This window comes from Pseudoalteromonas distincta (assembly GCF_005877035.1).
GTDB classification, from domain to species: domain Bacteria; phylum Pseudomonadota; class Gammaproteobacteria; order Enterobacterales; family Alteromonadaceae; genus Pseudoalteromonas; species Pseudoalteromonas distincta.
In genome coordinates this window covers 949,465-964,736 of sequence record NZ_CP040558.1, presented here as the reverse complement: position 1 = coordinate 964,736, position 15,272 = coordinate 949,465, and the positions used below count along the sequence as shown (strand labels likewise).

The following is a 15,272-nucleotide window of genomic DNA, read 5'->3' as shown; positions in this document are numbered from 1 at the left end:
CAATAACTTAGAACAAAAAAGGCTACTTATTAGCAGCCTTTAAGTGACAATGCTTACGATGATGTGAGATATATCTCACGGTCTTATGTCCGTTTGGGCGCATTGGCTTACATTATAATTTTAAATAGTTGGCTCAATTATTGATTTAAACAGTAACTCGCCCTCTACTTGGTTAAAAGTAAGGTGTTTAAATGCTTCAAACTTTTCAGTTTTAAAAAATTCAATGTGCTCCTTACGTGTTACAAATACAGCCATCCCTGTTGACTCAGCGTTGCATTTAACTAAGTCGTCAAGCCCGCGTAGTAAGTAACGACCAAAGCTTTGTCCATGAAAATGCGGATCTACGGCAATAAAAGCTAAAAAATAGTAATTGCCTTTTTGTTTAAGGGCGTCTCTAATTGTTTGTTCTTTATCTATTAATTGATTTGTTTGTAAGTAGCCCGCACTCAGCATTAATTTTAAACGCCAGTGCCAATAACGCTGTGCTTGTAATTGGCTATTAGATTCAAATACACACGCTACTGCTTTTAATTTATCGTTGCGGTATAAACCAATTAATGGCTGTTTTTCTTGCCAAAAACTACTGAGCTCTTCGCGAATTACTGATCGTAATTTTTTTTCGTAAACTGATTTATTTTCGTCATTGTAGCTAAGCATGTTTAGTAATACAGGATCGTCATGATAAGCCTGATAAATTAGGCTCGCTGCAGTACTAATATCTTCTGCAGCTAAATACTGTACGCTGAACGTATCAGCTGGTGTGGTTACACTCATTGTATTTCCTTTATTATTTTAGCTATAGGCTGTTTAACTTTAAATCTAACTATATACCTAAAATTATTAACCGTAAATTCAGCGAGAGTTTAACTAGCAGGAGGTACAGTTAGGTACTAGTATGAATTTTCATTCATTTAAAGGAGCAATATCATGGATACGACAAAACACGACATTAACACACTTTTTGCACAGCTTGGATTACCAAATAGTGATGAGCAAATAGATGCATTTATTGCCTCACATGAATTAGAAGACACAACATTACTCCAAGAAGCTTCTTTTTGGGATGAGGCACAACAGCACTTTTTAGCTGAATCCCTTGCACAAGACGGAGATTGGAGTGAAGTAATTGACGAGTTAGATGTGCGCATTCGTCAAAGTAAGTAATTTTATTTAATGTACCCTCCCTTATTTATTGCTAACATAGCATCTGCGCAGCATTTATATGCTGCGTATTTATTTTATTAAAGAGTTATATATCTAATGAATTCAGTTGTATTTGATGCAATCAAAGCCCTTCTCGATGAAGGCAAAACCCCTACTGTAGCACTAACTAAAAGCCGTTTGGCGCAACCGGTTCCAATGCCGATGATTATTGCAGCAGTAAGCCAATATAAAAACAATCCTGATTCAATTAATAACTTCATGAGAAACCCACAGCAGTCAGATAATACTGAGCTTAAAACAAGTCAATTAGATAGAATTGAGCAAAAACTCGATAAACTTCTTGCGCTGCTAGAACAAAAATAATTTGAGACTATAAATGTTCGTTGTTGATTTAACTTTTGATTGCTACCAAGACACCACCCTAGAACAAGCCGAACAAGCAATAAATCGCTTAGTAAATGCACTGCGTTTTAATGGTCAAATAATGGGGGAAGAATTTCCAACCGTTTTAAAAGATGGATTTTTTATTACCCGCGTAATGTGCCCTACTGAAGATGCAATGCACCCGCTAAATAACAGCCCGTTTGTTAAGCACAGTATCGAAAAGTTACATAGTGCTGGGCTACTTGCGCCAAAAGTAAAAGTGATCGGACAAGATATTCACTCCAACGGCGCTGATTGCTGCAAAGAACCATCAAGTTATATTTTATATACAACCTATGTGCATACGTGCAGCCCGCTTTATTGTGGTGATGACTTTTTGCCTGTGCCGCTATTTCGTATTCCGGCAATTGCTAATGGTGACTATAAAACGCTTATAAAATGGCAAGAAGATTGGCAAGCATGCGATCAAATTCAAATTAATGGCGCAACCCGTTGTGAGTTTCCGGCGCTTGAAGAAATATCGAGTATTCAAAGCGACCTGTATAGACGTGGAAAAGACATAACAAAGCGAATTAGTTTTTTAACTAAAAAGCCAACCTATTATTATTTATACCGTGTAGGCGGCGTAGATAAAGCGTCTGAACTTGAACGAAAATGCCCTAGTTGTAATGGCGACTGGAAATTACCTGAATCGTGGTTTGGGTTATTCGACTTTAGGTGTGAGCCATGTGGCTTAGTGTCTAATATATCGTGGGATTTTCAATAACCACTTTAATGAGTGCTTAAAATCAGCTTAGTGATGACGCTAAGCTGATTTATTAAATACGTTTTAAACCTCTAATGCCTTTAAAAAAGCATTAATGTTAGGTGCAAGTACATGGTGTGTTTTTTTGCCGACAAACTCTAAACATACTTCACCAGTGTGCACCAATACACTTACTAGTAAATCATCTTGATCTGTTAAACCAATAAATACTGTTTCTGGTTGCTTGAGCTTGCGTTTCATTAAAACGTGGCCCGTTATATTTTGTTGTAACAAATTAAAGTCTTCTTCGTTCCATGCTTGTAGTAATTCAACCTGATGCCCATCAATACTTGCTAAAATACTTCCACCGTACATATGTCCGTATAGCTCGCTAAGCGCTTTTGGAAACTCAAGTTCTAGTGCACTGGCTAAATCATTAAGCGAACCTGCAGGTTGCTGACGCGCCCCCTGCCATTGAATGTTTCCTTGCTCGTCAACCTCACCAACTTCACATGGGCTTGGCCATTGCTCGTCGTGCGCAATAAGTGGGTACTTTGTAGTGTTTTTAAGGGTATTTTCGCTAAATGTTTGATGAAGTTGTTCTATAAGCAATGCAACAGACATACTGTGAAACTCATTTAAATTAGATATAATGTCCCTATTGTAACTATTTAAGAGCAAACATGACAGATTACAGCAATTCTCCAGACCTTAAAGGTAGCGTATTAGGCCAATCTACTGAGTATGTAGATGTGTACACGCCAAGCTTGCTTTTCCCTATTGCGCGCAAACTAAATCGTGATGCTTTAAATATTGACGAAGCAGAGCTTCCATTTAAAGGCCAAGACATTTGGACAGGTTACGAGCTTTCATGGCTAAACAATAAAGGTAAACCGCAAGTTGCCGTGGCCTTATTTACCTTTGAATGCCAAAGCAGCCATATTATCGAGTCAAAGTCGTTTAAACTTTATTTAAATAGCTTTAACCAAACCCGATTTGAAAGCATTGATGTAGTAAAACAGCATTTAATTGATGATTTATCAAACGCAGTTAACAGCCCTGTCAAAGTGACTTTATATAATCCTGATGATTACAATTGCTTACCCTGTACAGCGCTGCCAGGTGAATGTATTGATGATTTAGATATTGAAATTAATAATTACGATATTGATGCTAATTCACTTAAAGCAAAAAGTGATGAAGTAGTTACTGAAACGCTCTACAGCCATTTACTTAAATCGAACTGTTTAATTACCTCCCAGCCTGACTGGGCAAGTGTAATTATACGATACACAGGCGAGCAAATATGCCGTGAGTCGTTATTGCGTTATTTAATTTCATTCAGAACACATAACGAATTTCATGAGCAGTGTGTTGAACGTATTTATAGCGATTTAACAACACAACTTAATATTAAAGAGTTAGAGGTTTACGCACGTTACACTCGTCGCGGTGGGCTTGATATAAACCCGTATCGCTCTACGCATTATAACGATACGCCATTTGCGGTTAAAATTAATCGTCAGTAGGTTATTTTAAACTGGGATATGAGTATTAAAAAAGGAGCCTAGGCTCCTTTTTACATTCTTTAATTAACTTCGCGCTTAGTGGGTATGGGCATACCACACACATCAACGTAGTTGTGTGCTTTAACAAACCATGGTTCAACACGGTTTTTACGAGCACTGATTAAGTTTTTAAACACCGATGAGTTTGTTTTCATCACTTTAAATATACTTTTATCACTTTGTACATCGCCAAGGACTTGTATATTAGTAATTGGGTTAAATGCTTTTCCTTCAGTTGGTGCGCGCGCTAAACGGTTAAAATGCTCTATACCTTCTAGCACTCGACCAAACACCGTAATATTTTTATCAAGGTAGCGCGGGCCTTGCCCTATTGTTACAAAAAACTCCGTGCTCGCACTATTTATATCGTTATCGCGCGCCATTGCAAACACGCCACTACAATGCACTTGCCATGTTTGCGTATGTGCTGAGTTTTGAGCTACTGCAAAGCCGTTTAAAAAGCCGGTAACTGGTGCATATCCGTCGCCATTTAGCTCAGTAATTAAAAGTGGTTTGTTTGTTGTTAAATAAAACTCAGCAGGGACTGTTTTATCTGCCGTTTTAATTAACTTTTTACCCGAGCTGTCGCCACCTTGCGCTACAAAACCCTCAACAAACCGATAAACGCTGGTGTTTTTATAAAACCCTTCTCGCGCTAACTTTTTAATATTTTGAACGTGCTTTGGGGCAAGCTGTTCATTAAGCTCAATGTACGCATCGCCCGTTGGCAGCGTTATCTTTAAAATATTTTGAGCGTTCACTACTTGCCAGTCATTGTCTGTTGCACTCGCAATTACCTCACTCGCGCTCAATAAAGGTAGCTCTTGATTAGCAACATCATCACCGAGTTGTTGGGCACAACCGCTTAATAAAACACTAAGCAGAGCTGGCAATATAATTTTTTTCATCACTCATATCCTTATAATTATTATAGTTTTGGTTATTCCCAGTCAAACTTATATAGCACATCAACATTTTGGTATAGCCCGCTCGTTATTTCTATGTATAACTGTGAAAGTAACTGATATCGCACAGCCACTTCACTGAGCGAATCAAATACACCCACGCTATATTTAACTTGTAAGCTGGGTGCTACGTAACCTGATATTTCTACTTTGGTGCTATCGCCACTACCTGATGAGCTTAAACTTACATCTGATAACCCAAAGGTTTCACCTACCTTAGAAACAACCCCTTCGCTGCGGCTAACACCTTGAGAGAGCAATAACTGCGTAAGCATAGCATCGCTTGACGAACTTTCTCCATCACCTAAAGGTTGGCCATTAAGTAAATATGCGAGTGCTTGTGCTTGATCCATCGCAGGCTCAGAAAATATTTTAAGCGTTGGTTGTTCAACATTACCCGTGAGCGTAACCCCTGCAATCACACCGTTTGCAGTCGTATCTGGGTTACGTATTGCTTTAATATTTAAAAATGGTTGTTCAATTGAACCGCTAAAACCTACTTGCCCGGTGCTGATTATTAAATCTTGCCCAAAGGCTAAGTAAGTACCTTCAATCAAGTTAAGCTCACCTGTGGCTATAATTGGTGCACCTTGACTCATTTTTATCGCTAAATCACCCGCAACTTTTGATTCCAAGCCAAACGACTCTACTTTTACATCGTTTTTAACAATCACTTTTAAATCTATGTCGTAATCAAACGGGACTGTCTCGGTGGCCTCAGTTTTTTGATCAACAATAATTTCATCATCGCTAACTTGCACCGCGCCCTCAGGAAGCTCTTCAATCATTATACGACCGTAAGGCACAATTACCTCACCAGCAAGCTTGAGTGCATTATTAGCCAAGCCTATTTTTAAATCCGGCGATACTTTAAAAGTAACCCCTTGCTGCGCGCGTACATAAAACTGCTCGCCAACTACCGCAACATTTACAGCAGGTTGCGCACCTTGCCAATCAACGTCACCGGTGAGATTTATTTTACCGCCCTGATTGTCGTTTAAGTTGCCTTTTATTGTGGCTGTTGTTTTATCAAACAATACGTTTATATTTGATTTTTGCAGCGCTATAGGTAATTGCTCGCCCTCTAAACTAATATCGCTCACATTAAGCTCGCCATTTAATAAAGGATCTTTTAACGTACCAGCTAACGCGACTTTTCCGCTAATATCACCTTTTAACTGCTCGAGGGTTTCAAGAAATGGTTGTAAGTCTGAAAGGAGTATTTTATCAATATTAATAGTGCCGTTAAGCGCTTGCGTATTTTGTATGTCGTCAATATCAATTTGTGTGTTTATTTTACCAAGCACACTTGATTCTAAATTAGCTTCAAGCTTGCCAACTTGAGAGTCAGAAAATGCACTAACAGTTAGAGTTTCGATTGGTAATTTAAAACGATCTTCTTCCGAGGTAAGCACCGCTTCTAAGTCGCTAGAATCGATATTTGCGCGTAATGTTTTAAGCGCACCGCTTTGCCAATTAAGTGCAACATCGCCAGCTATATTACCGCGAGTACGAATGCTATTAGGTAAAAAGTGCTTAAGCTCCTCAAGAGCTAAATTGCTTAGTTTAGCATTTAGCTGACCGAGGTTTTTTGACTGCGCTAAGGTGTCTATGCACAATTTACTTTGCTCAGATGCCCAACAATGTGCACTTACATCAAAGTCGCCACTTTGCGTATTAACCATAATGGCAATATTTTTAGTATTACTAAAACTAAGCTTTTTATCGCTGAGCGTTACATTACTAAGCTCGCCATTCCAAGTGGTATTATTAATTTTGCCATTAACTTCAAGCTCTACACTGCCTTGCTCGGCATCTACAGATGCCGTAAGTTGATGATCTGTTTTATCCCCGCTAATATCAATTTTAACGCTATTAATTTGCTGTTCGGCTACAAGCGCCGAACCAACACTTACCGAAACATCGGTTTGCCAATCGGCTGCGGTATCTAACTGCCCTTTTACTGATAATTTATTAATGTTTATTTCATCAAAAATAAAGCGATCGAGTATTAGCGCTAAATCAACAGAAGGCGTTAACCTCTCCCCTCTCACTTTTAAATTTGCGTTGCCGTCGGCAGTAAATGGAATATTAGCTTTTTCATCACTTTTTAGTGTTACTTTGCCGTCAACCTGCCAAGTGTCATCAACTTGCCCGCTTAGTGCTAATTTATTGGTGCCGCTACTTAAATAAAAACTATCAATATTAGCTTTTAACGTGTTGTCGAGCTTAAAGTTCGAGGCAAATTCTAGTGGCACGTCGTTAAGTAATCCGTTTAACTTTGTATTATTCATTTGTAGCTGCCACTTGTCGTCAGCAGCATTAAACGAGCCTTTAAACTGTCCCGAAATATCACTGGTTGCGGCATCAGTTAAGTACTGCGCTTTTAAGTTAGCAAGCGTGCCATTAAAGTTAGCCTGTATGCCTTTTTGCCAATCAACATTGGCTTTTATAGTTGCACTGCTTTCGTTCGCTTTAATGCTTAGCGCTTGTAAAGTTGCTTTAGTGAGACTGCCTTTTAATTGGGTATTTAAGTCAACAGCTGGGTACGCGCCCAATTGGCTATTCCCCTGCAGGCTAAGCTGATAATCGTCAGCATTACCTTGTGCGTTAAGGCTTACATTTCGCACTTTAAGCTCATTACTTTGTGCATCAATAAGCCACTGTTTAATTTTGCCATTTAACTCAAACGGATAGTTTTTTTGCTTTAAATTTGCCGTTGCCGTTAAGCTAAGCGGATATTGCCCCTGCGTTTCTAAATTTAAGTTTAGGTTTGATAAGTCGCCATTCAACTGCAAGTTGGCTTGGTGCTCATCACTTTGTAAAACAACATCCCCTTTTATGGGCAAATTTCCTGCAAGCTCAGCGTTAAGATGCGTATTAAGCTGCCACTGCTCATACTTTGCTGAGAATGACTCTAAATTAATAACCGCATCTTCCACACTTAATTGCAGCGAGATGTTTTCAATAACATGTTGGGCTTCGTTTTGCTCAATCGTAATGTTAGCTATTTCAAAGTCTTCAACAACTAAATCAAGTGGTGAAGTAAATTCTATATTAGGCAGTGCGGGTAGGTGCGTTAAAGGCGCTTGAGTATTTTGCGCCGTTTGTGTTTTCGCACCTTGTTCTTGCTCTTTTAAAGCAACAAGTATGGTGGGAATATTCAGGCTTTTAACCGTCAACTTTGAACCCTCTGCTTTTGCTGAGAGTTTAAAGCTATTAACGCTTACATTTGCACTTGGATGCTCTAGCGTAAATTTATTGATCGCAATGTTTTTTACAGCAATATTAAAAGGTAAGCTGATTTTTTCAAGCGTCTCTGCAGCGGCTTCTTCTTCTGACTCTGCAGTTTTTGGTAATGTTAAATTTATAGATTTAGCACTCAAGTTATCTATACAAATTCCATCGCACTGCCACCAAAACAAATCAATTTTCAATTGTTGTGCATTAAAGTCCAATCCGTTGCTAGTAAAGCGCACATTAAAGGCATCATTATAAATAAAACGGCCATCTTTAATTTCGATATGTAGTCCATCTACCGCTTTGTTTGCACTATAAGCAATAAATTGATTACCGGCTGCGGTAAATAACAAACAAAATAGTGCGACAACTAACGTGACAAAAATAGCACTTACGGCGGCTGTTATCTTTTTTAATACTGACATTAAATTTCTGGCCCTATGGTAATACTTAAACGTGTGCTTTTACTTTCTTTTGTTAATCCCCAAGCGTGGTCTATACGCACTGGGCCAACGGGTGTTAAATAGCGAAAACCAAAACCAGCGCCTACTTCAAAGTCATCAGAAAAATCATTCGTTGCAGTACCACCGTCAACAAATAAAGCTGCGCGCCAGTTTTGAGCAAACTGATAGTTGTACTCTATTGTACTGGTTAGTAAGTATTTACCACCGATGAGGTCGCCATCATCATTTTCCGGCGATATTGATTGGTACGCAAAACCACGAACACTTTGATCGCCACCTGCATAAAAGCGCAGTGAGTAAGGTACGTTTTCAATATCATCAACAAGCATTGCACCAACATTTGCTTTTAAAAACACTAAATGCTTCTCTAAGTAAGTACGTAACCACGCATGTTGCATTTGTACCCTAATCAGATTAGTACTCGAAAGCACATCATCTAAGCCAAACTCAGCAGATATAAGCCACTGCTCTCCCCAGTATGGAGTCGTGCCGCCTTTTGATTTTTTGCGGGCGTAGCTAATGCCCGGCATTAACATTTCGGTACTTTCTTCCTCTTCATCACCGATGCGGTAGGTTTCTTGGTCGCGGCGTAAAAATGCAGTACGCACCCACTTATTTTCGGTTAACCATTGGCGCTGAATTTGCCCCGTGAGTATTTCACTGTAGGTATCGTTTGTTAGTTCATCCTCTAATTTATATCCAGCAGAAAAACGCCATAAATCATCATTCGGATCATCAACTGGAATGGTATAAGCCATGGAAATATCTTGCTGCTTTTGCGCCACATTTAAATTAGTTTCGAGATAATGACCGTCTTCTGTGATCCACGGTTTACTCCATTTAAAACGCACTTTGGGCCCTAAGTCAGTACTAAAACCGCCGCCAATTTCATAGCTATTTGCAGGCTTGTGCAACACATCTACCTTAATAGGTACTTGGCTATTTTTACGCGCAGCAATATCGGCGTAAACGCGCACGCTTGCAAAATAAGGGGTGCTTGATAAATCCAAATTATAGTCAGCAATATGTGTTGATTTATAAGGTTGACCTTGAGTAAAAGGCGCAAGCGAGCGTATGTATTTTTCAGCAGGCGTATTACTGGCAATTTTTATATCACCAAACTGATATCTAACCCCAGTATCAATTACAAAAGTAATAACAGCACTATTTTTCTTAAGTGACACTTCTAATTTGCGCGCTGGCCACTTTGCATCAAAATAGCCAAGCTCCAATAGCATAGATTCTAGTTTTTTATGAGCAGAGTCGTATCTACCATGATTTAAAACATCACCTTGTTTTAAGTTGGTATTTTTAATTAATGCCTGTAATTGAGTATCATTTTGGCCATCGCCGTTTAGCGTAATATTAATTGCTTCTATGCGAGTTGCAGGACCTCGCTCAACTTTAACAATTAGCTCGCTGTCGTCTTTATCATAAATAACCTCGACGGTCGGGCTATAATAGCCAAGAGCTTTGATGCTATTTTGTACTTGTTTTTGAGCATAACGGCGAAGTGTACGGGTTGGTTTTTCACCAATTAATTGCTTGAGATAAAGGGCTACGTTATTTTCTAAATCGCCACTTAACCCTTTAATTTCGTAATCTTCTATGACTTTTTCTGCCGCATAGCTATTTGTCGCAATTAAAGCGCTCACAACACATATGCAACGTAAAAACTTAATAAACAAGTAAATATCCTTACTTTTAATATCTTACATAAAACTGGCTGATTACGCGCATATTAGCATAGCCATAATGAGCAACACATTAACTTAATGACAATCTAACGCGTAAATTTAACTTTGAATAAGCATCAGCATAATTAAAATTAGTACGCGTTAAGACAATATTTTAGTTACAATAGTGCCTACGAATAAAAAATTAATTTTAAATGAGTTTTTAATGCAATTCCCTGATGATGATAACGGCCAACTTTTAGCCGAAATAGCCGCTGCTGGCATTGATTTAAATAAAATGCACCAAGTCGATTTTTTTATTTTATTTGAACAAGAAGCCGATGCTGAAAAATTTGCTAAAGAAATAGTCTCTGATGCATTAGTTCAAAATGCTGAGCTTGAAAAATGTAAAGACACTGGCGTTTGGGAAGTAATCACTCAAGTACAAATGGTGCCAGAGCACACCCTTTTAGGCCAAGCTGAGCAATACATTGAAAGCATTGCTAATAGCTTTAATGGATATGGTGACGGCTGGGGATTAATGGACGGTGACGAAGCTTAATTGCCTTTTAGTTCAATGCACTCTATCAGTTAAGCTTAACGGCTTAACTGATTTGCCTTCCTAAAATTGCCTTTATAGTCAAATAGCTTATCAGCCACTTTCCAACCATACTTTTTGCTTTTTCGTGCAATAACAAAATCTGGTGGTACTAATTCAAATTGTGCGCTTAATACTTGCGCTGCAGTTTTAAAATTAATAGGTGTTTGTCCAAATCCTACTCGTAGACCAAATTGCTTATTAAATATAAATTGCCCGCCTTTATTTGCGAGGTTATACACCTCATCGCAACTTGCGCCATCTTCATCAAAATACGTTACTTTAATAAGTTCATCTTTAATTAGAGTTACCGATAACCCACTACATCGAAGCACAAGTGCGTCTTTTAAGTTTAATGCATTGCGTAACTTATCATCAGGGTCGGCCATTACCGCGCCGCAATCATGGCATTTACGTGCCGCAATGTCATTTTGGGCGCCGCACTGCTCACATTCTTTAAACCTAAAACGATAATCGCACTGCTCTTTTCTACCTTCATCATCTTCTAACAGCCCTTGGCAACGCCTGCCAAAGTGCTCTATTACTTTGCCAGTGGAGTCTGTTTTACCCCAAAATATATTCGCAAACCCACAACCTGGGCAAAGTACCTGCACAGGTTCATTATCACTATCGCCTTTTTTATCACCTACCTCTGGGTGAAATAAATTAAAACCATTGCCAGCATAATCTATTACTAAGCAATCCGTTTTCGATTCAGATAACCTTAAACCTCGCCCCACAATTTGTTGATATAAACTAACCGATTCTGTAGGTCTTAAAATAGCTATAAAGTCGACATGTGGCGCATCAAAGCCGGTTGTTAGTACCGATATATTAACTAGATACTTTAATTGCTTAGCTTTAAATTGCTTAATGATTTTATCGCGCTCAGTGTTTGGCGTATCACCTGTTATAAGTGCACTTTGATGAGCTGGTAGGTAGCTTAATATTTCCTGAGCATGCATTACCGTAGCGGCAAAAACCATAACACCTTCGCGCTCTTCACTGTATTGAATTACTTGCTGTAATATAGCCTGCGTTGCGCGCTCACTGTTTTTTAAAAGCGCATTCATATCATCAGTCGTATATTGCCCAAATGCATTGCTATCTAAGGACGAAAAATCATAATGGCTAATTGCTGCATCAACTTCGTTAGGCGGCGTTAAATAATTATGTTTGATCATATACCTGAGCGGCAATTCAAAAATACAACTTTTAAACGGACTTTCTTGAGTACCCTTAACAAAACCATGATAATGGTGGTGGTATATCCACCCCATTCCTAACCGATAAGGTGTTGCTGTTAAACCCAATACTTTTAACTGAGGGTTATACTCTTTTAAACTGTTTATTACTTTACCGTACTGACTTTTTTTATCCCCATTTACCCTGTGGCATTCATCAATAATAAGTAATGAATAATGCTCATTTAATTTATTTAAATTACGAGAAAGTGATTGCACACTGGCAAAGGTTACTTGATGGTTTAATGATTTTTCTTTTAAGCCTGCTGAAAATATACTCGCTTCTAAACCAAAACTTTTATATTTTTGCGAATTTTGCTCTACCAGCTCTTTTACATGAGCAAGCACTAATATTTTTTGCTTAGCTATAAGCGCAAGTTCAGCAATAACCAAACTCTTACCTGCGCCGGTTGGTAGTACAATAACGGCAGGATCATTACTCTTTCTAAAGTGTAAAACAGTGCGTTCTACGGCTTCTTGCTGGTAAGGTCTTAGTTTATAGCTCATGGGAAAACAAATAGATTTTAATAAGGGGATTTTAGCAAATTACTGCTATGACATTTAGACTTTAATTATATTTTATTGAGGGGTAAACAAAAAAGAGAAGCCGAAGCTTCTCTTATATTTAGCTTTAAGCTAAAAACTTTTCAAGCTCAACACCTTCAAACGCTTTAGGACGACGGCCACGGCCAGTCCATTCAATAGTCTCACCATTGAGTTCCATACGGTACTTAGGCTTAACTTTAGTGCGCTTGTCTGATGCTCCATCTTGTAAATCTTCTAGCGTAAGTCCTTTTTCTTTTAAAAGATCCAAAACTTCCTGTTTCGCTTTTTGCTGCTGGGTATATTTTGAAATTGCATCATTGATAAGCTGTTGAGCTTTTTCAAGCTCTGTTAATGATGCTGTTTTAATAAAAGATCGGACTTCTTTCATCTATATCTCGCTAAATTGTGTGATTGGAATTATTTAATTATTCCTACTTAGTATAATGCCAAGTAGTTATTTTTACCATTCAAAGACACCTGCTGCTTTTAAGCTTTATAAAAAAAATACTTTTACAATAGTATAATTATCAAATCTAGAGGCTATAAAATGACAATGCAATACTTTTAACCGAGTAGACTCAATAACTAGAGATTACCCTTTTTTACCGTGGCTAAAAACACTAAGTTCATATTTAGCCTATTTATTAAATAGTACATGCATATAAAAATCACAATATTAAAATCATTTAACTTTATATACATGTATTAATAAAATGGTAAATAACTATAGATGTTTAGCTAAAAACTTTTCAATTTTAGTATATAGCTCTATTTTATTCTCTTCTTTTTGGAATCCATGTCCTTCGTTATCTTTCATAATCCACTCATCGTCAGATAATATAATTCCGCGCTCTTCTAAAGAATCTCTTAAATCGAGTGCATGTTTTTTTACAACACGAGGATCCTTGGCTCCTTGCACAATCATTAATGGCGCTACTATTTTATCTACATGATGAAGTGGAGACATTTTTTTCATTAAAGCTTTATCATCAGGGTTACCAATTTGCTTTTCTAGAAGCTCTCTTTGTGGTTCCCAATGCTTAGGAAGCGAGTCAAAAAGTAACTCAACGTCAGTTATACCTACATAATTAATACCACATTTATAAAGCTCTGGAGTAAAAGTAAGACCGGCCATAGTTGCATAACCGCCGTAACTAGAACCATAAATACATACTCTTTTTGGATCTATAACCCCCTCACCTACCAAGTACTCAATAGCGTCGGTTAAGTCATTTTGCATCTCGGCGCCCCATTTACCGCCATAGCCTGCTTGTTGAAATTTTCTCCCATAACCACCTGAACCACGAAAGTTGACTTGAACTGTTGCATAGCCCCGACTCGCAAAAAATTGCGTCTCAGAATTAAAACCCCATGCGTCTCTAATACCATAAGGGCCGCCATGTGGATTAACAATCAAAGGTAAATTTTTACCGTTGCTATCTTTTGGTATTGTTAAATAGCCACGAATAGTTAAACCATCACGGCTATTAAACTTAATTGGTTTCATAGGTGATAACTGACTTTTATCAATCCAGCCCATAGGTGAAACTAATGATTTGAGCGTATTTTTTGATTTATTGAACAAATAATAATGACCAGGATCTGTATCACTACCAACATATACAACGTTCAGTGCTTCATTTTTTGAGCTGCTAACTACATTAACAACTTTATCTTTAAAAGCGCTCTTCAATGAGGCCATCATCTCGGCGGTTTCTTTATCAAAATAAGCTACTTCAGGGTATTCATCTAAATACCTGACTCCGATTAGCTTTTTACGTTTAGTCGATAACATTAAATTAGAGACATCAACTTCTGGCATTCCAAAGATTAATTCACCTAACTCGTTTTTATCAGGATGAAAATAATAAATAGCTGACGTATCTCTATTAATATTTGAAGCTACAAATAGTGTTTTATTATCAAAATCGAAAGCCAGAGGTGTAATATTTTCTTCTTCAACGTTATAGTCACGTAATATACGAAACTCTTTTTCACCTTTATTCTTATAATAAAACTTACCTTTTAAGCCATTGATAGCAACAGCACCTCTCACTTCACCATCATGATCTAAAAGCCAACCCTGAAAATCACCTGGATTCTTAGCCAGAATCTTCATTTTAAAATTTCTTTCTCGCTTTCTATCCCATTTACTATTAAGAGGTAATTTATAAAGATCCGGAGCTCTAATATTTCTTCCATTATATTGAATAACAATATGCTCTGGATCATTAGGTAGCATATGGACAATGCTTGCAGAACGGATACCTGAGGCTCCTACTTTAGAGCCAACTAACTCAATAACTCTCGCTTTTTTAGCGTTTACATTGATTTTATAAAGGCTAAAAGCTTCATTTCCATCACTATCAAGCTTAAAAACAATTTCATCATCATTAGCCCATGAAAAATCATTAATATCTTGATCATCAAACTTTGTTACCGCCTTTGCATTTTTTAACCCGTCAGTTTCAAGTATAACAATATTTTTTCTCTCATTTATTGGAGATAGTACTGCTAAATACTTACCATTTGGGGAAAGCTGAAGATTAGAGAATTTAGGATTTTTAAAAAAATCTTCAATTTTTGGTTGTGCCTTCTGAGCATTGATTTCAAAAGAAATAATACACAAGTAAGAAATTACTATTAACTTAAATATTGCTGACATAATACTTCCAAAT

General features: G+C 37.7%; 13 protein-coding genes. 5 read left to right on the top strand and 8 right to left on the bottom strand.

The window, feature by feature from the left end; all coding sequences use genetic code 11:
* Positions 1-120: 120 nt before the first annotated feature.
* Positions 121-774: a GNAT family N-acetyltransferase gene (locus FFU37_RS04250; protein WP_138488797.1), complete on the bottom strand. Its 654-nt coding sequence runs from the start codon at positions 772-774 to the stop codon at positions 121-123.
* A 153-nt stretch (positions 775-927) separates the two neighbouring features.
* Here FFU37_RS04250 and FFU37_RS04245 point away from each other — a divergent pair, with 153 nt between their 5' ends.
* The 3 genes from FFU37_RS04245 (at position 928) to FFU37_RS04235 (ending at position 2,314) form a co-directional block, all read left to right on the top strand.
* Positions 928-1,164: a DUF2789 domain-containing protein gene (locus FFU37_RS04245; protein ID WP_002958240.1), complete on the top strand. Its 237-nt coding sequence runs from the start codon at positions 928-930 to the stop codon at positions 1,162-1,164.
* 96 nt (positions 1,165-1,260) lie between these two features.
* Entirely contained in the window at positions 1,261-1,527 is a 267-nt protein-coding gene (locus FFU37_RS04240) for a hypothetical protein (RefSeq protein ID WP_007378199.1), read from the top strand.
* Between the two features lie 13 nt (positions 1,528-1,540).
* Positions 1,541-2,314, top strand: a complete 774-nt coding sequence (locus tag FFU37_RS04235; RefSeq protein ID WP_002958242.1) for a Zn-ribbon-containing protein — start codon at positions 1,541-1,543, stop codon at positions 2,312-2,314.
* A gap of 63 nt (positions 2,315-2,377) precedes the next feature.
* Here the strand turns inward: FFU37_RS04235 and syd are convergent, their stop codons facing one another.
* Positions 2,378-2,917, bottom strand: coding sequence for a SecY-interacting protein (syd, locus tag FFU37_RS04230; protein WP_138488796.1), 540 nt, complete (start codon positions 2,915-2,917; stop codon positions 2,378-2,380).
* A 59-nt stretch (positions 2,918-2,976) separates the two neighbouring features.
* On the opposite strand from syd, the gene queF reads away from it, so the two are divergent.
* Positions 2,977-3,822, top strand: a complete 846-nt coding sequence (queF, locus tag FFU37_RS04225) for an NADPH-dependent 7-cyano-7-deazaguanine reductase QueF (RefSeq protein WP_039488544.1) — start codon at positions 2,977-2,979, stop codon at positions 3,820-3,822.
* A gap of 59 nt (positions 3,823-3,881) precedes the next feature.
* Here the strand turns inward: queF and FFU37_RS04220 are convergent, their stop codons facing one another.
* From FFU37_RS04220 to FFU37_RS04210, 3 genes are read right to left on the bottom strand one after another with little or no spacing between them, the layout of a single operon-like run.
* Positions 3,882-4,769 carry a peptidylprolyl isomerase gene (locus FFU37_RS04220; protein WP_138488795.1) on the bottom strand — a complete coding sequence of 296 codons (888 nt, stop codon included), beginning with the start codon at positions 4,767-4,769 and terminating at the stop codon, positions 3,882-3,884.
* 32 nt (positions 4,770-4,801) lie between these two features.
* Positions 4,802-8,491 (bottom strand): autotransporter assembly complex protein TamB, encoded by a 3,690-nt coding sequence (gene tamB, locus FFU37_RS04215; protein ID WP_138488794.1) that lies wholly within the window; start codon positions 8,489-8,491, stop codon positions 4,802-4,804.
* On the bottom strand, positions 8,491-10,218 hold the full coding sequence (locus FFU37_RS04210) for an autotransporter assembly complex protein TamA (protein ID WP_138488793.1): 1,728 nt from the start codon (positions 10,216-10,218) through the stop codon (positions 8,491-8,493). The genes tamB and FFU37_RS04210 overlap by 1 nt, the downstream gene beginning before the upstream one ends.
* Before the next feature lie 214 nt (positions 10,219-10,432).
* On the opposite strand from FFU37_RS04210, the gene FFU37_RS04205 reads away from it, so the two are divergent.
* Positions 10,433-10,768 (top strand): ribonuclease E inhibitor RraB, encoded by a 336-nt coding sequence (locus FFU37_RS04205; protein WP_007378192.1) that lies wholly within the window; start codon positions 10,433-10,435, stop codon positions 10,766-10,768.
* 35 nt (positions 10,769-10,803) lie between these two features.
* On the opposite strand, the gene radD is transcribed toward FFU37_RS04205, so the two are convergent.
* From radD to FFU37_RS04190, 3 genes are all read right to left on the bottom strand, one after another.
* Complete coding sequence (radD, locus tag FFU37_RS04200; protein ID WP_138488792.1) at positions 10,804-12,555, bottom strand: DNA repair helicase RadD; 1,752 nt, start codon at positions 12,553-12,555, stop codon at positions 10,804-10,806.
* Positions 12,556-12,679: 124 nt separating this feature from the next.
* Positions 12,680-12,982: an H-NS histone family protein gene (locus tag FFU37_RS04195; RefSeq protein WP_002958250.1), complete on the bottom strand. Its 303-nt coding sequence runs from the start codon at positions 12,980-12,982 to the stop codon at positions 12,680-12,682.
* 336 nt (positions 12,983-13,318) lie between these two features.
* Positions 13,319-15,259, bottom strand: a complete 1,941-nt coding sequence (locus FFU37_RS04190; RefSeq protein ID WP_138488791.1) for an alpha/beta hydrolase family protein — start codon at positions 15,257-15,259, stop codon at positions 13,319-13,321.
* Positions 15,260-15,272: the final 13 nt, after the last annotated feature.